16 protein-coding genes and 1 tRNA gene are annotated in these 19,535 nt (G+C 73.0%); 7 read left to right on the forward strand and 10 right to left on the reverse strand.

The window, feature by feature from the left end; translation table 11 throughout:
• Positions 1-27: 27 nt before the first annotated feature.
• Together K1J57_RS04690 and K1J57_RS04695 are read left to right on the forward strand one after the other, a co-directional pair.
• Entirely contained in the window at positions 28-1,443 is a 1,416-nt protein-coding gene (locus K1J57_RS04690) for a sigma 54-interacting transcriptional regulator (protein ID WP_220563250.1), read from the forward strand.
• Positions 1,444-1,490: 47 nt separating this feature from the next.
• Positions 1,491-2,612 (forward strand): hypothetical protein, encoded by a 1,122-nt coding sequence (locus K1J57_RS04695; RefSeq protein WP_220563251.1) that lies wholly within the window; start codon positions 1,491-1,493, stop codon positions 2,610-2,612.
• A gap of 30 nt (positions 2,613-2,642) precedes the next feature.
• On the opposite strand, the gene K1J57_RS04700 is transcribed toward K1J57_RS04695, so the two are convergent.
• Entirely contained in the window at positions 2,643-3,455 is an 813-nt protein-coding gene (locus K1J57_RS04700; protein WP_220563252.1) for a GntR family transcriptional regulator, read from the reverse strand.
• 177 nt (positions 3,456-3,632) lie between these two features.
• Complete coding sequence (locus K1J57_RS04705) at positions 3,633-4,361, reverse strand: GntR family transcriptional regulator (RefSeq protein ID WP_220563253.1); 729 nt, start codon at positions 4,359-4,361, stop codon at positions 3,633-3,635.
• 294 nt (positions 4,362-4,655) lie between these two features.
• On the opposite strand from K1J57_RS04705, the gene K1J57_RS04710 reads away from it, so the two are divergent.
• Positions 4,656-4,925: a hypothetical protein gene (locus tag K1J57_RS04710; protein ID WP_220563254.1), complete on the forward strand. Its 270-nt coding sequence runs from the start codon at positions 4,656-4,658 to the stop codon at positions 4,923-4,925.
• 181 nt (positions 4,926-5,106) lie between these two features.
• On the opposite strand, the gene K1J57_RS04715 is transcribed toward K1J57_RS04710, so the two are convergent.
• From K1J57_RS04715 to K1J57_RS04725, 3 genes are all read right to left on the reverse strand, one after another.
• On the reverse strand, positions 5,107-6,252 hold the full coding sequence (locus K1J57_RS04715; RefSeq protein WP_220563255.1) for a cystathionine gamma-synthase: 1,146 nt from the start codon (positions 6,250-6,252) through the stop codon (positions 5,107-5,109).
• Positions 6,253-6,557: 305 nt separating this feature from the next.
• Complete coding sequence (locus K1J57_RS04720) at positions 6,558-7,298, reverse strand: acyltransferase (RefSeq protein WP_220563256.1); 741 nt, start codon at positions 7,296-7,298, stop codon at positions 6,558-6,560.
• A 138-nt stretch (positions 7,299-7,436) separates the two neighbouring features.
• Positions 7,437-8,813, reverse strand: coding sequence for a cystathionine beta-synthase (locus K1J57_RS04725; RefSeq protein ID WP_220563257.1), 1,377 nt, complete (start codon positions 8,811-8,813; stop codon positions 7,437-7,439).
• A 324-nt stretch (positions 8,814-9,137) separates the two neighbouring features.
• Between K1J57_RS04725 and K1J57_RS04730 the strand changes: the two genes are divergently transcribed.
• The 3 genes from K1J57_RS04730 to K1J57_RS04740 all read left to right on the forward strand — a co-directional run bounded on the left by K1J57_RS04730 (position 9,138) and on the right by K1J57_RS04740 (position 12,084).
• Entirely contained in the window at positions 9,138-10,184 is a 1,047-nt protein-coding gene (locus K1J57_RS04730; protein ID WP_220563258.1) for an SGNH/GDSL hydrolase family protein, read from the forward strand.
• A 132-nt stretch (positions 10,185-10,316) separates the two neighbouring features.
• Positions 10,317-11,537: an acetyl-CoA C-acetyltransferase gene (locus tag K1J57_RS04735; protein ID WP_220563259.1), complete on the forward strand. Its 1,221-nt coding sequence runs from the start codon at positions 10,317-10,319 to the stop codon at positions 11,535-11,537.
• A gap of 277 nt (positions 11,538-11,814) precedes the next feature.
• Positions 11,815-12,084, forward strand: coding sequence for a DUF4287 domain-containing protein (locus tag K1J57_RS04740; protein WP_220563260.1), 270 nt, complete (start codon positions 11,815-11,817; stop codon positions 12,082-12,084).
• Positions 12,085-12,185: 101 nt separating this feature from the next.
• On the opposite strand, the gene K1J57_RS04745 is transcribed toward K1J57_RS04740, so the two are convergent.
• From K1J57_RS04745 to pruA, 3 genes are all read right to left on the reverse strand, one after another.
• Positions 12,186-13,136, reverse strand: a complete 951-nt coding sequence (locus tag K1J57_RS04745) for a Bax inhibitor-1/YccA family protein (protein WP_220563261.1) — start codon at positions 13,134-13,136, stop codon at positions 12,186-12,188.
• A gap of 196 nt (positions 13,137-13,332) precedes the next feature.
• On the reverse strand, positions 13,333-14,259 hold the full coding sequence (locus tag K1J57_RS04750) for a proline dehydrogenase family protein (protein ID WP_220563262.1): 927 nt from the start codon (positions 14,257-14,259) through the stop codon (positions 13,333-13,335).
• Between the two features lie 143 nt (positions 14,260-14,402).
• Positions 14,403-16,028, reverse strand: a complete 1,626-nt coding sequence (gene pruA, locus K1J57_RS04755; protein WP_220563263.1) for an L-glutamate gamma-semialdehyde dehydrogenase — start codon at positions 16,026-16,028, stop codon at positions 14,403-14,405.
• Between the two features lie 190 nt (positions 16,029-16,218).
• On the opposite strand from pruA, the gene K1J57_RS04760 reads away from it, so the two are divergent.
• Positions 16,219-17,949 carry a helix-turn-helix domain-containing protein gene (locus K1J57_RS04760; RefSeq protein WP_220563264.1) on the forward strand — a complete coding sequence of 577 codons (1,731 nt, stop codon included), beginning with the start codon at positions 16,219-16,221 and terminating at the stop codon, positions 17,947-17,949.
• A 17-nt stretch (positions 17,950-17,966) separates the two neighbouring features.
• On the opposite strand, the gene K1J57_RS04765 is transcribed toward K1J57_RS04760, so the two are convergent.
• Positions 17,967-18,040, reverse strand: a tRNA-Leu gene (locus tag K1J57_RS04765).
• Between the two features lie 114 nt (positions 18,041-18,154).
• Positions 18,155-19,534 carry an NAD(P)/FAD-dependent oxidoreductase gene (locus K1J57_RS04770; RefSeq protein ID WP_220563265.1) on the reverse strand — a complete coding sequence of 460 codons (1,380 nt, stop codon included), beginning with the start codon at positions 19,532-19,534 and terminating at the stop codon, positions 18,155-18,157.
• Position 19,535 lies beyond the last annotated feature (1 nt).

The following is a 19,535-nucleotide window of genomic DNA, read 5'->3' on the forward strand; positions in this document are numbered from 1 at the left end:
GCCGTCCGACGGAGTAGGTTCTGAAGGGTGACACCTCCGCCTCCCCCCGCACTGCCCGGGACCCTGGCCGGACTGCGCGCGTCCGGCCACGAGCACCGCACGGTGGCCGCCGAGATCCGCGCGAACCTGCTGTCCCGCATGGCCTCCGGCCTCCCGCGCTTCCCGGGGACGCACGGGTTCGACGCCACCGTGCTGCCCGCCCTGGAGAAGGCCCTGCTGGCCGGGCACGACGTCGTCCTGCTCGGCGAGCGGGGCCAGGGCAAGACCCGGCTCATCCGCGCCGTCGCCGGCCTGTTGGACGAGTGGTCCCCGGCGGTCGCCGGGTGTTCCGTGAACGATCACCCCTACGCCCCGGTGTGCCCCTCCTGCCTGCGGCGGGCCGCCGCGGAGGGCGACGGCCTGCCGGTGGTGTGGCGCCACCGCTCCGAGCGCTACGGGGAGAAGCTCGCCACCCCCGACACCGGCACCGCCGAGCTGATCGGCGACATCGACCCGGCCCGCCTGGCCGAGGGCCGCTCCCTGGGGGACCCCGAGACCGTCCACTACGGCCTGGTGCCGCGGGCCAACCGCGGCGTGTTCTGCGTCAACGAGCTGCCCGACCTGCCCGCCCGCGCCCAGGTCGCGCTGTTCAACGTGCTGGAGGAGCGCGACCTCCAGATCCGCGGGTACGCGCTGCGCCTGCCGCTCGACCTGCTGCTGCTGGCCAGCGCCAACCCCGACGACTACACCGACCGGGGGCGGATCGTCACCCCGCTCAAGGACCGGTTCGGCGCCCAGGTGCGCACCCACTACCCGCCGACCCTGGACGACGAGCTGGCGGTGCTGCGCCAGGAGGCCGCGGTGCCCGGCGGCACCGTGGTCCCCGGGCACCTGTGGGAGGCCGTCGCCCGGTTCACGAGGCTGGCCCGCGGCTCCCGCAAGGTCGACCCCCGCTCCGGCGTGTCGGTCCGGTTCGCGGTCGCCGCGGTGGAGACGGTGGCGGCCTCCGCCCTGCGCAGGTCCGCGCTGGCCGGGGAGGAGGTCCCGGTGGCCCGGGTGTGCGACCTGGCCTCCGCCGTGCCCTCGCTGCTGGGCAAGGTGGAGTTCGCGATGGGCCACGAGGAGGACGGGGAGGCGATCCTGCTCGGGCTGCTGCGCCGGGCCGTCTCCGACACCTTCCGCGCCCGGCTGGGGGACGTGGACCTGGCCCCGCTGGCTGACCGGTTCACCGCGGGCGGCACGGTGGAGAGCGGCGACCTGGTGGGGGCGGCCGAGCTGCTGCGCCGGATCGGGGCGGTGCCCGGGCTGGCGGCGATGATCGCGGCCGCCGCGCCCGAGGACGAGGACGGCCCGGCCTCCCCCGGGCTGGCCGCGGCGGTGGTGGAGTTCGCGCTGGAGGGCCTCTACCTGGAACGACGCCTGTCCAAGGACATCGTTGCCGACGGAGGGGTCTACCGGTTCTGAAAGCCGGGAACATAACGGGTCGTCGCGCACCCCTGGAGGTAGTGGTTGTGAGGTTCCGGTACCGGGAGTACATGGGAGGCCCCGACCCCCTGGCCGAACCCGACCCGCCGCCCGAGGAGGCCGTCGGGGCCGCCCGCGCCCTGCTCGACCTGATCGCGCAGGCCCCCAGCGCCGACGACGGCGTGGGGGCCGTGGAGAAGGCGGTGGCCCGCTACGCGGAGGGCGACCGGTCGGCCCTGAACGCCCTGGACTCCCCCGGAGCCCTGCTGGGCCGCGCCCTGGGGCCCGGGGCGCGTGAGCTGTGGGACCGGCTGGACCGCGCCGACCACGGGCTGAGCCCGCGCGAGCTGCGGCGGCTGGCCGAGGTGGCGCTGGGCGAGGCGCGCGCCGCCCCCCGCCCGGGCCCGCACCGGGGCGGGCTGCGGGGCGATCCGGGCACCGACCCGACCGGCCGCGACGTCCCCTACCGGGCGGACCGGCCGCTGGACGCGGTGGCCAGCATGCGCCGGGCGATGCTGCGCCGGGCCGCCGACCCCGCCGACACCGCCGCGCTGCGGGCACGGGACCTGCGGTCGGCGCAGACCGAGCCGTCCTCCGGGTGGGCGGTGTCGCTGCTGGTGGACCTGTCCCACTCCATGGCGGCGCGATCCCTGCACGAGGCCGCGGTGCGCACCGCGCTGGCGCTGGACGCCCTGGTGCGCCGCCACCCCGGCGACCGGGTGCAGTGGGTGGGGTTCGGCGAGACCGCCCGCGAGACGGATCCCGCCGAGCTGGTCGCCCACCCGTGGGGCCGGGTGCCCGGCACCAACCTGCACCACGCGCTGCGGCTGGCGCGCGCGTACCGCAGGCGCCACCCCGGCCTGGCCCACCGCGTCCTGGTGGTCACCGACGGGGAGCCCACCGCCCACCTGGGAGAGGACGGCGACGCCCGGTTCTCCTGGCCGGCGAGCCCGCGCACCGCGGAGGTGACGGTCGCCGAGCTGGACGCCGCGGTGCGGGAGGGGGCGCGGGTGACGTTCTTCCTGCTCTCCGACGACCCGCGGCTGCGCGCCTTCCGCGACCTGGTGGTGCGGCGGCGCGGCGTGGACGCGGTCGCCGCCGACGCGGAGGCCCTGGCGCCCCTGCTGCTGGACTCCTACCTCGGCGGGCGGCCGTGGCCGCGTGCATGAGCCGGGCTCACATGCTTCTGCACGTGCGTTTCAGCGCTCGAAGATGTTGACGTCCGAGGCCATGAGCAGCAGCTCCTCCGGAGCGTCGCCGCCGGAGTACAGCAGCTGGTGGCGGTTGGCGGGCATGATCGTCTCGGTGAACCGCAACGGGCGGTCGCCGTCGTAGACGACCCGCTCGTGGACGAGCAGCGGGATGCCCGGGCCCAGGTTGAAGGAGTCCGCCTCGTCCTGGGACGGCATGCGGGCGCCCACGATGTCCCAGTTCCACTCCTCCCGGTACCCCAGGTCGCGCAGCACGGAGGTGACGCCCTGCTCCAGGTGCTGGGGGGACATGAGGGGGGTGTTGCTGGCGATGGTGAAGGGGAAGAAGGTGACCTGGGACTGCCAGAGGCCGCCCTCCACGAACCGGTCGCAGGAGCGGATGACCACCAGGCCGCCGTTGGGCCCCTGCTCCTCGCCGGCCCAGCGCAGGCGCTTGGCCACCCGCGGCCGCATGGTGTCGAGGCTGACCTTGATCTGCTGCTCGATCAGGTCGTACCCGGCCTCGCGCAGGTGCGGCTGGTAGCCGTCCTCGAAGCGCTCGGAGTCGGTGCCGCCGGAGACCGGGGTGGCCAGGTGGACGATGGGCCGGTGGTCGGCGACGAACGCGCCGCGCCCCGCCTGGATGTCGATGACCCCCTCGTCCTGGAGGATGCGCATGCCCAGCCGGGCGGTGGCCCGGGAGACGCCGAACTGCTCGGCGAGCTCCTCCTCGCCCGGTAGCCGCTCGCCCGGTTTGAAGTCGCCGCGGGAGAGGGCCTCGCGCAGGTGATCGGCGACCACCGTCTTCTTCGACGTGCTCATGCGTGTCCTTACGTCCCGTCCGCCCGGCCGCCGTCGGCCGCGGGGGGCCGCCTGCGCGAAGCGGGCGGCCTTTCCCCGTCAACGGACGGACCCCGTCCCGGGTTCTCCCCCGCGGAGGGGCCGGCGTACCACCGGAACGCCCGCCCCGGGGCGGCGGGCGCGCGCCGGGCGCGCGGGTCAGTCGCGGTGGTAGGCACTGATGTCACCGTGCTCGTACTGGTAGCGGATGCTGTGACCGGCGTAGACGGTCTCGACCACCCGGATCGGCCGCTCCTCGGAGAGGTCGGTGCGGTGGACCCACAGCACCGGCACCCCGGGGGGCAGCTCCAGCTGGGCGGCCTCGCTGGGGCTGGGCATCCGGGTCTCCAGCTCGTCCACGAACCCGACCTGCCGGTGGCCGTGTTCGGCCATGACCGACAGGCCGCTCTCCACGTCCTCGGGCAGCATGAGGGGCGTCCCCTGGACCAGGTCCATCGGGTAGAACGCCGAGCTGATGGACCCGGAGATCTCGCCGGAGAAGCGGTACATGCGCCGGACCACCGTCATGTCGCCCTCGGGGACGCGCAGCCGGCTGGCGAGGTCGGCGTTGGCGCTGAGGAGCTGGAGCTCCTCCAGGGTCTGCCCGGCCATGTTGGACTCGTTGAACCCGTCGGCGCCCTTGGAGCGGTTGGCGTGGAAGGTCTCGGGGACGACGTCCTGCACGAAGTGGCCGCGGCCGGGGCGGCTGACGATCAGCCCCTGGTTGCGGAGCATGCCCAGCGCCAGCCTGACGGTGTTGCGGGAGGCGCTGAAACGCTCTTCGAGCTGCTTCTCCGAGGGCAGCTGCCCGCCGAGGGGCAGGCTCCCCTCCCTGATCTCCCGCCGCAGCGCCCGGGCGATCTGTCGATATCTGCTTTCTGCCCGCATAAGTCAGCCCTCAAGGGGGTAGCACTAGAACAACTTCACTTGTACCAACAAGGTGATCGGTACACCAAGCAAACGAGTCCGCCCGGTTCTGTTGAACCCATCATAGATGAAGGCCACCCTTAGTACACGGTGGCGCTGCCAGTTGGTCATACGGAAAAGCGACGATCGAGGCCCCAGGACCGGTCACCAACCGCCCGCAGACGGACACCGCACCCGCGGTGCCGGGCCCCACCCCCCGGGTGGCGGCACTCTCGACCGATAAGGAACAGCTCGGACCCAAACGGAGAACAGCCCATGTTCGCAAGCGTCATCATCGCCGTAGGCGGCCTCCTCCTGGCCCTGGCGGCCGGGTTCTTCCTCGCCGTCTCGATCGGCATCCGCCGCCAGGACGGCAAGGGGGGCTACCGCTCCCTCCGAGAGGAGGACGACAACAGCGCCCTCTCCCGCACCGGAAGCCTCATCGTCGGCCTGCACTTCGCCAACCCCGCCCAGCGCGGGAACACCCCCCGGGTCCCCGCTCCCCGACCCGCCCCCGAGCGAGACCGTACGCCCACCACGGTCTAGCCCGGGACGGCAGGAGCGCCCCGCACGGCACAACGGAGTGCCCACCCCGTTGCAGCCCACCCCCGTCGACAGAGCAGGAGCGCCGCGCCGGGCCCGGCAGAGTCGTCGAGGAGCCCGCGCGGCAGGACCGCGGGCGCCGCGGATCCGGCGGGCGGACCCCCCGAAGGGGCCCGCCGGCGCCTCAGCCCTCCAGAGCCTGCAGCAGGTCTGCCACCAGGTCGTCAGCCGACTCGATGCCCACGGAGATCCGGACCAGATCCGCCGGGACCTCCAGCGGGGAACCCGCGGTGGAGGCGTGCGTCATCCGCCCCGGGTGCTCGATCAGGGACTCCACCCCGCCCAGGGACTCGCCCAGGGTGAAGACCTGCGTACGCTCGCACACCCTCAGAGCAGCCTTCTCCCCGTCGCGCAGAGCGAAGGAGACCATCCCACCGAAGGACCGCATCTGCCGCTCCGCGATCTTGTGCCCCGGGTGCCCCTCCAGACCCGGGTAGAAGACCTTGCGCACCGCCGGGTGGCCCTCCAGCGCGGCCACGACCTTCTCGGCGTTGGCGCTGTGCCGGTCCATCCGCACGCCCAGGGTCTTGACCCCGCGCAGGGTCAGCCAGGAATCGAAGGGCCCCGGAATAGCTCCCATGGTGTTCTGGTGGAACGCCAGCCGCTCGCCCAGTTCGGCGTCGGCCACCACGAGCGCGCCGCCGACGACGTCGGAGTGCCCGCCCAGGTACTTGGTGGTCGAGTGGACGACGACGTCCGCGCCCAGGGTCAGCGGCCGCTGCAGGTAGGACGAGGCGAACGTGTTGTCCACGACGTGGATCGCCCCGGCGTCGTGGGCGATCTGCGCGACCGTCTCGATGTCGGTGATGTTGAGCAGCGGGTTGGTGGGCGTCTCGGTCCAGATCACCTTGGTCTCCGGGCGCACCGCCGCCCGCACCGCCTCGGTGTCGGTCTGGTCGACCGCGTCCCAGGAGACCCCCCAGCGCTCGACCACCTTGGAGACCAGGCGGAAGGTGCCGCCGTAGGCGTCGCCCGGGATGATGATGTGGTCGCCCGGGGACAGCACCGTGCGCAGCAGGGTGTCCTCGGCCGCCATGCCGGAGGCGAACGCCAGGCCGCGCACGCCGTCCTCCAGCGCGGCCAGGCACTCCTCCAGGGCGGCCCGGGTGGGGTTGCCGGTGCGGGAGTACTCGTAGCCCCGGCGCAGCCCGCCCACGCCGTCCTGGGCGTAGGTGCTGGTCTGGTAGATCGGCACCACCACGGCCCCGGTGCCCGCGTCGGGCTCCTGGCCCGCGTGGATGGCCAGCGTCTCGAATCCGTCGAACTTCATGGGCACCACGATAGTGCCCGAGGACCCGCCCGGACCCGTTTTCCCCAGTCCCTCTTCCTGCGCGAACGGCGTCCCGGCCGGCCGATCGCCCCCGGCTCGGACCGGAACCCTGACCGGGATCGGACCACGACCCGGAACCGGGACCGGACCGATCTCCCCGACCCCTCCTCCTGCGCGAACGGCACCCCGACCGACCGGTCGCCCCCGAGTCAGACCGGGCCCCTGACCGGGGACGGACCGCGGCCCGGAACCGGGGGCGACCGATCGCCCGCGGGACGGACCGGGACACGGCCCGGAACCGGGGGTCAGACCGGCGGGAAGCGGGTGGGGGTGCCCGGCTGCGGGGGCTCCTCCGGGGCGCCGGGCAGCGGCCCGGCGGCGGGGGTGGGCACGCGGGTGGGCGTGCCCGTGTCGCGCAGCGGCGGACGCCAGCCCAGCTCGGGCTCGTAGGTGCGCACGACCCTGCCCGGGACGCCCGCGACGACCGCGTGGTCGGGGTAGGTGCCCGGCCGCACGACCGTCCCGGCCGCCACCACGCAGTTGCGGCCCAGGTGGACGCCGGGCAGGATCACCGCGTTCGCGCCGATCCAGGTGCCCGCACCGATGCTCACCGGGTCGTCGACCGGCCACTGGAGGCCGACCGGGATCTCGGTGTTGGCGTAGGAGTGGTTCTGGTCGGTGATGTACACGTAGGGGCCGGTGTACACGTGGTCGCCGATGTCGATCGACTTGTGGGCGACGATGTGGGAGCCGCGCCCGATGGCGCACCCCGAGCCGATCCGCACGACCGTGCCCGGGCCCAGGTCGTAGTCGGGGCCCATCCCGGCGGCCAGGGTCATGTCCCCGCCCAGCACCGTGAAGGCGCCGATCTCGATCCAGGGCTCGCCGTAGAGCGTGGCCGTGGGGAAGGCGATGGCGGAGCCGTCGCCGAAGCGCGCGAACCTGCGCGCGGCACGGGAACCGGAGCGGATCTCCGCGTGACCGCGCGCGTACGACCAGAGCGAACGGATGATCCAGGACAACAGCCGCGACACGCGAGCTCCCATGTGTTACCTGCCAGTAGCCTCGCCGCGAACATTAGCAGTGTTCGAGTATGCGCCCCGATGTCCGTTCCGTTCGCACCGGGGCCCGAACAACGCTCGGTTCCGAGCGCGGTCCGGGCCCGCGGTGCCGTGTCCGGCCCGTCAGTTCGACAGGTGGGCCAGCAGGTCCTGCCGGGTGAGAATGCCCACGGGCTTGCCGTCGCGCAGCACCACCAGGGCGCCCGACGTGCGCAGCAGCCGCACGCAGTCGGCCACCGGCGTGCCGGTGCCCACCGTGGCCAGCGGGCGGCCCATGTGCGCCTCCACCCGGTCGTCCAGCTGCGCCCGGCCGTCGAACAGGGCGTCCAGGACGTCGCGCTCGGCGAGGGAGCCCACCACCTCGGCCGCCATCACCGGCGGCTCCTCCTTCATGACCGGCAGCTGGGAGACCCCGTACTCGCGCATGATCGCGACCGCCGTGCCGACGGTCTCCTCCGGGTGCGTGTGCACGAAGTCGGGCAGCTCCCCGCCCTTGGCGGCCAGCACCTCGCCCGCGGTGGCCCCCTCCGTGTCGGCGGACAGGAAGCCGTAGTCGGACATCCACTCGTCGTTGAAGATCTTGCCCAGGTAGCCGCGCCCGCCGTCGGGCAGCAGCACCACGATCACGTCGTCGGGCCCGGCGTCGCGGGCCACCCGCAGCGCCGCCTCCACGGCCAGGCCGCAGGAGCCGCCCACCAGCAGGGCCTCCTCGCGGGCCAGGCGGCGCGTCATCAGGAACGAGTCCTTGTCGCTGACCGCCACGATCTCGTCGCAGATCCCGGTGTCGTAGGTGCCCGGCCAGATGTCCTCGCCGACGCCCTCCACCAGGTACGGGCGGCCCGAGCCGCCCGAGTACACCGAGCCCTCCGGGTCGGCGCCCACGATCTTCACCGCCCCCTTGGAGACCTCCTTGAGGTAGCGGCCGGTGCCGCTGATGGTGCCGCCGGTGCCGATGCCCGCCACGAAGTGCGTGATCTGGCCCTCGGTCTGCTCCCAGATCTCCGGACCGGTGGAGTGGTAGTGCGACTCCGGGTTGTTCGTGTTCTCGTACTGGTTCGGCTTCCACGCGCCGGGGATCTCCCGGGCCAGCCGGTCCGAGACCGAGTAGTACGACTCCGGGTGCTCGGGGGCGACCGTGGTCGGGCACACCACGACCTCGGCCCCGTAGGCGCGCAGCACCGAGAGCTTGTCCGGGCCCACCTTGTCCGGGCAGACGAAGACGCAGCGGTAGCCCTTCTCCTGGGCGACCATCGCCAGGCCGATGCCGGTGTTGCCGGAGGTCGGCTCCACGATGGTGCCGCCCGGCCTGAGCTCGCCGCTCTTCTCGGCGGCCTCGACCATGCGCAGGGCGATGCGGTCCTTCACCGAGCCGCCCGGGTTGAAGTACTCGACCTTGGCCACCACCGTGGGGGCGTTCGGCCCCAGGCCCTCGGTCACCTTCCGCAGCCGGACGAGCGGGGTGTTCCCCACCAGGTCGATCAGTGAGTCGTATACCCGCACTTCATGCTCCCTTGCATCGTGGCGACCGGGTTCCGGCCCGCCGTTCGACTCGCGCCCCCGATGGCGCAGGCCCGGGGGCCACAGGGCCGGTCCGGCCCGTTCCCACCCGACTCTAACGCCCCCATCAGCGGGTTCCGCGCGCTCGGCCGGTCCCGGTCCGGACGGGGCCGTGGCCCCCGGGTTCGGCCGTGCTCACCCCGGGGTTCGGACGCTGTTCCGCGGGGGTACGTGACCAGGCCTCCCCCCGCCGGTAGCCTCGATGGTCCGACCGGCCCGCCGCGCAGGGGCGCGGGTCGGAGGCCCGACGCCGCGGAGGTCGTCCCGATGCTGCGAGCCGCACGCGCACGGCGGATAGCCGCGGCCACCGCGTTCGGTGGCGGCGGGCTCACCCTGGTGGGCGCGGGAACGCTGGCCCTCCTCTACCTCCAGGCCCGGCTGGCCCGCCGGGCGGTGGGGGTCACCGAGTGGGAGAGGCCCGTCGTCAACGGGCTGCACGGCCAGGGCGAGGGGCCGCCGATCCGCATGCTCATGATGGGCGACTCCACCGCGGCGGGGTTCGCCGTCCAGACCGCGGCCCAGACCCCCTCGGTGATGCTGGCGACCGGCCTGTCCAACGCCGCCGACCGGCCGGTGCGGCTGCGCTGCACCGCGTTCCCGGGCGCCACCTCGGCCACCCTGGCCGGGCAGGCGGAGCGGTCCGGGGCGCTGGCCGAGGGCACCCGCTACGACGTGGCGGTGGTGTTCATCGGCGCCAACGACGTCATCCGCCGGGTGCGGCCCAGCGACGCGGTGTCCGACCTGCGCGACGTCGTGCGGAGCCTGACGGACCGGGGGACGGCGGTGGTGGTGGCGACCTGCCCGGACCTGGGCACGGTGCGCCCCATCGGGTGGCCGCTGCGCTCGGTGGCGCGGCGGGCCTCGCGCCAGCTGGCGGCCGCCCAGACCATCGCCGTCACCGAGGCGGGCGGCCGCACGGTCTCCTTGAGCGACCTGCTGGCCGACGAGTTCCGGACCGACCCCTCGCTCATGTTCGGCCCCGACCGGTTCCACCCGTCGGCGCGCGGCTACGCCCAGGCGGCGTTCGCGGTGCTGCCGTCGGTGTGCACGGCGCTGGGGCTGCTCCCGGAACCGGCCGCGCTGCCGGCCGCGGGCATCCTGCCGGTGGACCGGGCCGCCGTGGTCGCCGCGGAGAACCCCGGCACCGAGGTGTCCGCCGCCGGCGACCCCGCGCAGGGGCGGCGGGGCCGCTGGTCGGCCCTGGTCCGCCGGCCGCTGGCCGGCCTGTGGGGCCCCTCCGCCGACCGGGCGCGGGTCCCCGCGGACGCGGGGGTCCCCGCCGAGGCCCCGCGGCCCGAACCCGGGGATCGGTGAGATCACGGACAAGGACGACCCCGGGTGGCGCGGGAGGGCGACCTCCGGGTTTACTGGCTGGTAACAAGATCTGCCGCGTCCGGCACCACGCCGGTCGCACACCTGTAGCTCCACTCCGATAGGGACGCCGCCATGCCCGAAGCAGTCATCGTCGCCACCGCCCGTTCCCCGATCGGGCGCGCCTTCAAGGGTTCGCTCAAGGACATCCGTCCCGACGACCTCGCCGCCCAGGTCATCGGCGCCGCCCTGGCCAAGGTCCCGCAGCTGGACCCGTCCTCGATCGACGACCTCATGCTCGGCTGCGGGCTGCCCGGCGGCGAGCAGGGCTTCAACATGGCCCGCGTGGTCGCCGTCCAGCTCGGCCTGGACACGGTGCCCGGCACCACCATCACCCGCTACTGCTCCTCCTCGCTGCAGACCACCCGGATGGCCCTGCACGCGATCCGGGCTGGCGAGGGCGACGTGTTCATCTCCGCCGGCGTGGAGGCCGTGAGCCGCTTCGCCAACGGCAGCAGCGACAACCCGCAGAACGAGAACCCGCTGTTCGCCGACGCCAAGGCCCGCACCGAGAAGCGCACCCAGGCCGGCACCGCCGCCTGGACCGACCCGCGCGAGGACGGCGCCCTGCCCGACGTCTACATCGCGATGGGCCAGACCGCCGAGAACGTCGCCCAGATCACCGGCGTCTCCCGGCAGCGCCAGGACGAGTTCGCCGTCCGCTCGCAGAACCTCGCCGAGAAGTCCCTGGACAACGGCTTCTGGGAGCGCGAGATCGTCCCGATCACCCTGCCCGACGGCACCGTGGTCACCACCGACGACGGCATCCGCCGCGGCACCACCTACGAGAAGGTCTCCCAGCTCCAGCCGGTGTTCCGCCCCGACGGCACCGTCACCGCGGGCAACGCCTGCCCGCTCAACGACGGCGCCTCGGCGCTGGTCATCATGAGCGACACCAAGGCCGCGCAGCTGGGCCTGACCCCGCTGGCCCGCATCGTGTCCACCGGCGTCACCGGCCTGAGCCCGGAGATCATGGGCCTGGGCCCGGTCGAGGCCTCCAAGCAGGCCCTGGCCCGCGCCAACATGGCGATCGGCGACATCGACCTGGTCGAGATCAACGAGGCGTTCGCCGCCCAGGTCCTGCCCTCCGCCGACCAGCTGGGCGTGGACATCGACGCGCAGCTGAACGTCAACGGCGGCGGCATCGCGGTGGGCCACCCGTTCGGCAGCACCGGCGCCCGCATCACCGGCACGCTGATCAACGGCCTCCAGTTCCACGACAAGACCTTCGGCCTGGAGACCATGTGCGTCGGCGGCGGCCAGGGCATGGCGGCCGTCTTCGAGCGCCTGAGCTGACCCGCTCCCGTGCGGGGGGCCGGGGCGCGCACGCCCCGGCCCCTCCTGCTTTTTCCGCACCTCTCCGCGTTTTCCGGACTTTCGCCCCGCCGCCCGAGGTGACTCCGGAACACGTGCGGGGGCCGCTTAGCACCGGCGGTAACGGTCGTCCAGGGCACCTTGGCAAACGTTCCCGCACGCGCAAGGTAAAAGCCGGTGTCCGGGGCTTGTCCATACCGTGATCCTGATGCAGTGTCGCAGGTAAGCGTCAAACGCCAACGCACTGCCGGAGGTGCCCATGCCGGTAACCCACTCGCCGGAAGTCCACGCCAAGCTCATCGAACGCATCCCGGCCGTCACCGGCCGCGGACTCCACGAGTGGTTCGACGCCCTCGACCAGGGACCGGGCCTGCTCCGCTGCTCCGACCGGGCCAACTGGCTCGCCGACGAGTACACGCTGCCCCCGTGGTACGCCCAGGCCCTCGTCACCGAGTACGACCGACGACGACGCAACCGCTCCATCCCCGCACCGCGCCGCGCGGGCGAGCGGAGCACGGAGTCGGCCTGAGGCCGGCCCCGGACCGCACCCGCTCCGCGAACGGGCGAAGGGCCGTTCCGGCACTGCCGGAACGGCCCTTCTCTGTACCGCGGACGACCGGTCGCCGTCGGCTACTCGGCGAAGATCGACTTGATGATCCAGAGCAGGCGCAGGATCTCGATGTAGAGCCAGACCAGGGAGACGGTCAGGCCGAAGGCGAACTGCCAGGCGAACTTGGCCGGGATACCGGCGTTGATGCCCTCCTCGATGCCCCGGAACTCCAGGGCCAGGGTGCAGGCCGCGATGACGATGAAGACCAGACCGATGACCAGGCCCAGCGGGCTGGGCTCGCGGATGCCGATGCCGCCGCTGATGAAGAAGCTCGCGACGAAGTTGACCAGCATCAGGGCCGCGGCGCCCAGGGTGGCGTACATGACCACCTTGGCGAAGCCGTCGGTGACCTTGATGACGCGGAACTTGTACAGCGCCAGCATCACGCCGAAGACCAGGACCGTGCCCAGTACCGCCTGGGTGATGAGGGTGCCTCCGGCACCCGCGTCACCGGTGGTGCCCACCAGCAGGGCGGCCAGGTAGGCCGTCAGACCGCCGACGAGCAGGCCCTCGAAGGCCGCGTAGGCCAGGACGGCCACCGGGTTGGTGCTGTTCGTGAACGCGATGACCAGGCCGAGGACGAGGGCGCCGATGATGCCGGCGATCCACAGGCCCAGGCCCAGGCCCGGGTTGGCCTGGAAGACGAAGTAGTTGACGACGGCCGTGAGCGCCACGACGCCGAGCGTCATGCCCGTGCGCACCACGACGTCGTCGATGGTCATCCGGGCTTCGCCGTGGCCCTGGGCGGGGCCGCCCGGGTAGCCCTGCTGCGGGTAGCCCTGCTGGGGGTAGGGCTGGCCGTAACCCTGCTGGGGGTAACCCTGCTGGGGGTAACCCTGCTGGGGGTAGCCCTGCTGCGGGTACGGCTGTCCGTACCCCTGCTGGGGGTGACCCTGCTGCTGGCCGTACCCTGCCGGGCCGGCCTGCTGGAGCGCCCGCTTGAGAACGGGGTTGGAACTGCGCATCCGCATGTCCAGGAAGACCTTTCGAAACCGTGGATTGCTGCCCACAAGGTAACGCACCGGACTCCGGCGGGGTTCCGGCGCGCAGGTCACCGTTGGGAAACGGCTCCGGGCGGGGCGCGTGAACCCCGGGCGAACACGATGACGGGCCGGGGTCTCGACCCCGGCCCGTGCCCCCGTCGTCCCAGGTGGGACCAGTGTGGAACTAGTTGCGCGTGACCAGCGCACGCGCCAGGAACAGCACGTTCGCGGGGCGCTCGGCCAGGCGGCGCATGTAGTAGCCGTACCACTCGGTGCCGTAGGGGACGTAGACGCGCATGCGCTTGCCCTCGGCGGCGAGGCGGACCTGCTCCTCCTCGCGGATGCCGTACAGCATCTGGTACTCGTAGTCGTCCGCGCCGCGGCCGTTGGCGGCGGCCAGCTCCCCGGCGATGGCGATCATCCGCGGGTCGTGCGAGGCGACCATCGGGTAGCCCTCGCCCTCCATCAGGATGCGCAGGGCCCGCACGTAGGCCTTGTCGACCTCGTGCTTGTCGCGGAAGGCCACCGACTCGGGCTCGTCGTAGGCGCCCTTGCACAGGCGCACCCGGGAGCCCGCACCGCTCAGGTCGCGGCAGTCGGCCTCGGTGCGGCGCAGGTAGGCCTGGAGCACCGCGCCCACGAACGGGAAGTCCTCGCGCAGCTCGCGCAGGATGCCCAGGGTGGAGTCGGTGGTGGTGTGGTCCTCCATGTCCAGGGTGACCGTGGTGCCGATGGCCTTGGCCGCCTCGGCGATGCGCCGGGCGTTCTCCAGGGCGATCTTCTCGCCGTCGCGGTCCAGGAACTGGCCGACGGCGGACAGCTTGACCGACACCTCGGCGCGGTCGCCCAGCCCGGCCTCGCCCAGGGCCGCCAGCAGGTCCTCGTAGGCCAGGACGGTGCCCTCGGCCTGGGTGCGGTCCTTGGTGTCCTCGCCGAGGAAGTCCAGCGTGACGAGGCGGTCGCCGGCCAGGCGCTCGACCGCGGGCAGTGCGGTGCCCAGGTCCTCGCCGGCGACGAACCGGTGGACCATGGCACGGGTGACGGGAGTGCGCTCGACGATCCGGCGGCAGGCGGTGGACCTGGCGGCGAGCAGCAGAGGCTTGCGGAGCATGGTGACCTCGAAGGAGACGAGCGCGGACGGTCGTGTCGCGCGCGGGTGGGGCGCGGCCGGGGGTCGGCCCGGCCGCGCCGGCGGTGCTTCGGGGGGCGGGGAGTCCGCACCCCTCAGGACGGGAGGGGTGCGGAACCCGGGTGCTACCCCTGGTGGGGGTAGGAGGAGGTCGTCGGGGCGACGAACGTCTCCTTGATGGAGCGCGGGCTGGACCAGCGCGACAGGTTCTGCGCGGACCCGGCCTTGTCGTTGGTGCCCGAGGCGCGGCCGCCGCCGAAGGGCTGCTGGCCCACGATGGAGCCGGTCGGCCGGTCGTTGATGTAGAAGTTGCCCGCGGTGAAGCGCAGGGCCTCCTCGGCCTCGGCGACCGCGGTGCGGTCGTTGGCGATGACCGCGCCGGTCAGCGCGTAGGCCGAGCCCTCGTCGACGACCTTGAGGATCTCGCTGTAGCGGTCGTCCTCGTAGACGTGGACGGCGACGACCGGGCCGAAGTACTCGGTGCGGAACACGTCGTTGGACGGGTCCGTGCCCACGATGATGGTCGGGCGCACGAAGTAGCCCACCGAGTCGTCGGCGGTGCCGCCCGCGACGATCTCCAGGGTCGGGTCGGACTCGGCGTCCTCCAGGACCTTGGCCAGCTTGTCGAAGGAGCGGCGGTCGATGACGGCGCCCATGAAGTTCGACAGGTCGGTGACGTCGCCCATGGTCAGGGCCTCGGTCTCGGCGATGAGGGCGTCGCCCATCTTCTCCCAGACCGAGCGGGCCACGAACACGCGCGAGGCGGCCGAGCACTTCTGGCCCTGGTACTCGAAGGCGCCGCGCACGATGGCGGTGCGCAGGATCTCCGGGTCCGCGGTGTGGTGGGCGACGATGAAGTCCTTGCCGCCGGTCTCGCCCACGATGCGCGGGTAGGAGCGGTAGGAGGAGATGTTCTCGCCGACGGTCTTCCACAGGTGCTGGAAGGTGCGGGTGGAGCCGGTGAAGTGCACACCGGCCAGCTCCGGGTCGTTGAGGGCGACGTCGGAGACGGCCAGGCCGTCACCGGTGACCATGTTGATGACGCCCGGGGGCATCCCGGCCTCCTCCAGCAGGCGCATGGTCAGCTCGGCGGCGAACTGCTGCGTCGGGGAGGGCTTCCACACGACCACGTTGCCCATCAGGGCGGGGGCGGTGGGCAGGTTGCCCGCGATGGCGGTGAAGTTGAACGGGGTGATCGCGTAGACGAACCCCTCCAGCGGCCGCTGCTCCATGCGGTTCCACACGCCCTTGACGCTCAGCGGCTGCTGGGCGATCAGCTCGCGGGCGTAGGCGACGTTGAAGCGCCAGAAGTCGATGAGCTCGCAGGCCGCGTCGATCTCCGCCTGCTGGGCCGTCTTGGACTGGCCGAGCATGGTGGCGGCGTTGATGGTGGCGCGCCAGGGGCCGGAGAGCAGCTCGGCGGCGCGCAGCAGGATGGCGGCGCGGTCGTCGAAGGACATCGCGCGCCAGGCCGGGGCGGCGGCCTTGGCGGCGGCGATGGCGTCGCGGGCGTCCTGGTGGGTGGCGTTGCGCATGGTGCCCAGCACGGCGGCGTGGTTGTGCGGCTGCACGACATCGATCGGCTCGCCGCCGCCCATGCGGCTCTCGCCGCCGATGCGCATCGGCAGGTCGATGCGCTCCTTGCCGAGCCTCTCGAGCTCGGCGACGAGCTCCGTGCGCTCGGCGCTGCCGGGCGCGTACGAGAGAACGGGCTCGTTCACCGGCAGCGGGACGTTGGTCACGGCGTCCATGGGGCACCTCCCTGGAAGTCTTATCCCTGAACAGAGCAGGGGCTGTCTCATCCAACGCTCCCAGAACAGGACCGTGCGAACCTTGTGGAGCGGGCCACTCTTTGCCCGACCTGTTTGTCCTCTAGGACAAAATGAAACCCGAAGGTCCACCACCGTCCCGTTTCGCGGCGTTCTTCCCACCGTTCGCCGCATGCCATCGGAGGCTCCCGTGACTTCTGACGTTCCCGCTGGTCACGACCGAGAGGCGACGGATCCGCGCCCGGGCGTCCCGTTGCGCCGCCTGCTGCTCGCCCTGGGCGACCCGGTCCTGGACGTGGCCGCGGCCCCGGAGGGGCTGGATGTCCAAGTGGACAACGTCCTCATCCTGGACCCCGAGGACCGGACCGAGGTGCGCGGCGGCGACCTGGTCCTGCTCATCGGGGCCCGCGGCGGCTCGGCCCGGCGGCTGGTGCGGCGGATCGCCGAACAGGGGGCGAGCGCGGTCGCGGTCAAGACCGGGGCCCCGCCCGAGGGGAGCCCGGTCCGCCGCCCCCGGGTGGGCGGCGACGACCTGGCCCCGCTGCGCGCGGAGGCCCAGGAGGCGGGCATCGCGCTGCTGGCGGTGCGGCCGGAGGTGCGCTGGGACCGGTTCCAGGCCGTGTGCCAGAGCATTGTCGACGACGCCCGGCTGCTGGAGGACGGCGACACCGGCGAGGCCGACGGCGACCTGTTCTCGATGGCCCAGACCATCGCCCGGCTGACCGGCGGACTGGTGAGCATCGAGGACTCGGCGAGCCGGGTGCTGGCCTACTCCAGCGGCGCCGAGGTGGACGAGCTGCGGCGGCTGTCGGTGCTGGGGCGGCGCGGCCCGGAGTCGTACCTGGCGCTGCTGCGCGAGTGGGGGGTGTTCGCCCGGCTGCGCGCGGGCGAGGAGGTGGTGCGCATCGACGAGCACCCGGATCTGGGCATCCGACGGCGGCTGGCGGTGGGCATCCACGCCGGCGACCGGCCGCTGGGCGCGATCTGGGTGCAGGAGGGCTCTCGCCCCCTGTCCGAGCACGCCGAGGAGGCGCTGCTGGGCGCCGCCCGCACCGCCGCGCTGCAGATGATCCGCCAGCGCACCCGGGCCAGCGCCGGGCTGCGGCTGCGCGAGGACCTGCTGTCCAGCCTCCTGGAGGGGCGGATCGACGCGGCGGCCCTGGCGGACACGGTGGAGGTGCACAGCCGCCGGGCCGCTCTGGTGGCGGCGTTCGCCCCGGTGGGCGAGGAGGGCCAGGAGCGGGCCGACCGCCCCGAGCGGGAGCTGCGCCGCCGCCGGTTCCTCGACCTGGTGTCGGTGCACACCGCCGCCTACCGGCGCAGCGCCCTGGTGACCGAGCTGAACGGGCGGGTCTACGCGCTGCTGCCCGACCTGACCCGGGACGGCGACGGGGTGGAGCGCACGGTGGTGACGCTGTGCGGCCGGATCGTGGAGGCGGCGCGGTCGGCCCTGGGCCTGCGGGTGCGGGCGGCGGTGGGCTCGCCGGTGCGGCGGCTGGCCGACGCCCCCGGTTCGCGGGCGGAGGCCGACCGGGTGCTGGAGGCGATGCGCGGCGACGCCGACCGGGAGGTCGCGTCCATCGAGGACGTGCGCTCGCGGGTGCTCGTCCGGGAGACGCTGGCGCTGCTGCGCGAGGAGCCCTCGCTGCGGGACCCGCGGGTGTCGCGGCTGGTGGAGTACGACCGGGGCGGCGGCGCGGAGCTGGTGCGCTCGCTGTCGGCCTACCTGGAGGCGTTCGGGGACGCCAGGGCGGCGGCGGAGCGGCTGCACATCCACCCGAACACCCTGCGGTACCGGGTGCGCCGGGCGGCGGAGGTCAGCGGGATCGACCTGTCCGACCCCGGGGAGCGGCTGTTCACGCAGCTGCAACTGCTGATGGAGCAGGAACGGCCCGCGCCGTGAGGCGCCGGGCCCGCGAGTACCCCCGGTCGGACTCGAACCGACACTTGTGACCCTTTTAGGGGGCCTGCCTCTACCATTGGGCTACGAGGGCGAGCCCATCATACCGGCCGGGCCGATCGCGCGATTTGCCGCGGACTGGCCGGAACGGGACACGCGAAGAGGCCGCCCCCCGGGGGGAACGGCCTCGGTCCGGTCCTCGTCCGCGCTAGCTCACCCGGCGCAGGTGGCCGCCCTCGATCACCTGCGGGTTGCTGGCCTCCTCGAAGGCCTGGCGGGGCTCGATCATGTCGGGCAGCGCGGCGAAGTCGCGGCGCAGGAAGAACCCGAGGGTCCAGTCCGACAGCACCCGGAACTTGCGGTTGAAGGTCGGGACCGCGAACAGGTGGTAGGCGCGGTGCGCGTACCAGGCCAGGCGGCCGTTGAGCCCGATCCTCCCGAACAGCTGGGCGGCGCCCTTGTGCATGCCCAGCCCGGCCACCGCGCCGAGGTTCTTGTGGCGGTAGGCCTTGGGCTTCTCGCCGCGCAGGGTGGCGATGACGTTGTCGGCCAGCACCGGGGCCTGGCGCACCGCGTTCTGGGCGTTGGGCGGGTAGTAGCCGCCGTTGCCGTCGGGCACCTGGGCGTTGTCACCGCCGGCGAACACGTTCTCGGCGCCGTTGACGATGAGGTACTCGCTGGTGTCGACGTGGCCCTTGGGGCCCAGCGGCAGGTCGCTGGCCGAGACCACCGGGCTGGGCTTGACGCCCGCGGTCCACACCAGGGTGCCTGCGTCGAACTCGGCGCCGTCGCTGAGCTTGATGCGCTGGTCGACGGCCGACTCCAGGAACGTCTTGAGCCGGACGTCGATGCCGCGGCGGCGCAGCTGGTTGAGGGCCTTGGTCCCGACCTCGGGGCCGACCTCGGGCAGGATCTTGTCGGCGGCCTCGATGAGGTAGAACCGCACGTCCGACTGCTCGATCGAGGGGTGGATGCGGACCGCGTCGCGGACCATGTCCTCCAGCTCGGCGATGGCCTCGGCGCCGGCGAACCCGCCGCCGACGAAGACGAAGGTCAGCGCCTTGCGGCGGACGTCCTCGTCGTCGGTGGAGTCGGCGATGGCCAGCTGGTCGAGCACGTGGTTGCGCAGGTAGGCGGCCTCTTCGACCGTCTTGATGCCGATGCCCCACTCGGCCAGGCCGGGGATGGGCAGGGTGCGCGAGACGGCGCCGGCGGCCATCACCAGGTAGTCGTAGGAGATGGTCTCGGGCTCGCCTACGTTGGGCTCGTAGCGGACGGTGCGGTCGGCGTTGTCGATGCGCACGACCCGGCCGCCCAGGACGCGGACCCGCTTGAAGACCTTGCGCAGCGGAACGACCACGTTGCGGGGGGCGATGCTCCCGGCCGCGGCCTCGGGCAGGAACGGCTGGTACGTCATGTACGAGTTGGGGTCGATGACGGTGATCCGCGCTTCACCGGCACCGAGCTTCTTCTCCAGCCGCTTCGCGGTGTACATCCCGAGGTAACCGCCACCGACGATGAGGATGTGCGGGATCTCCGCCTCGTCCCCTCCGCCGTGCACCAGCCGGTAGTTCCTGCTCTCGGTCATC

Origin of the sequence: Nocardiopsis sp. MT53, assembly GCF_019598965.1 — a bacterium.
GTDB classification, from domain to species: domain Bacteria; phylum Actinomycetota; class Actinomycetes; order Streptosporangiales; family Streptosporangiaceae; genus Nocardiopsis; species Nocardiopsis changdeensis.

Excerpts from the sequence above, each read along its gene's own strand:
- K1J57_RS04700 (WP_220563252.1), bottom strand. The coding sequence starts at position 3,455 with ATGAGCACGTCGAAGAAGACGGTGGTCGCCGATCACCTGCGCGAGGCC.
- K1J57_RS04705 (WP_220563253.1), bottom strand. The coding sequence starts at position 4,361 with ATGCGGGCAGAAAGCAGATATCGACAGATCGCCCGGGCGCTGCGGCGG.
- K1J57_RS04710 (WP_220563254.1), top strand. The coding sequence starts at position 4,656 with ATGTTCGCAAGCGTCATCATCGCCGTAGGCGGCCTCCTCCTGGCCCTG.
- K1J57_RS04715 (WP_220563255.1), bottom strand. The coding sequence starts at position 6,252 with ATGAAGTTCGACGGATTCGAGACGCTGGCCATCCACGCGGGCCAGGAG.
- K1J57_RS04720 (WP_220563256.1), bottom strand. The coding sequence starts at position 7,298 with ATGGGAGCTCGCGTGTCGCGGCTGTTGTCCTGGATCATCCGTTCGCTC.
- K1J57_RS04730 (WP_220563258.1), top strand. The coding sequence starts at position 9,138 with ATGCTGCGAGCCGCACGCGCACGGCGGATAGCCGCGGCCACCGCGTTC.
- K1J57_RS04735 (WP_220563259.1), top strand. The coding sequence starts at position 10,317 with ATGCCCGAAGCAGTCATCGTCGCCACCGCCCGTTCCCCGATCGGGCGC.
- K1J57_RS04740 (WP_220563260.1), top strand. The coding sequence starts at position 11,815 with ATGCCGGTAACCCACTCGCCGGAAGTCCACGCCAAGCTCATCGAACGC.
- K1J57_RS04745 (WP_220563261.1), bottom strand. The coding sequence starts at position 13,136 with ATGCGGATGCGCAGTTCCAACCCCGTTCTCAAGCGGGCGCTCCAGCAG.
- K1J57_RS04750 (WP_220563262.1), bottom strand. The coding sequence starts at position 14,259 with ATGCTCCGCAAGCCTCTGCTGCTCGCCGCCAGGTCCACCGCCTGCCGC.
- pruA (WP_220563263.1), bottom strand. The coding sequence starts at position 16,028 with ATGGACGCCGTGACCAACGTCCCGCTGCCGGTGAACGAGCCCGTTCTC.
- K1J57_RS04760 (WP_220563264.1), top strand. The coding sequence starts at position 16,219 with ATGCCATCGGAGGCTCCCGTGACTTCTGACGTTCCCGCTGGTCACGAC.
- K1J57_RS04770 (WP_220563265.1), bottom strand. The coding sequence starts at position 19,534 with ATGACCGAGAGCAGGAACTACCGGCTGGTGCACGGCGGAGGGGACGAG.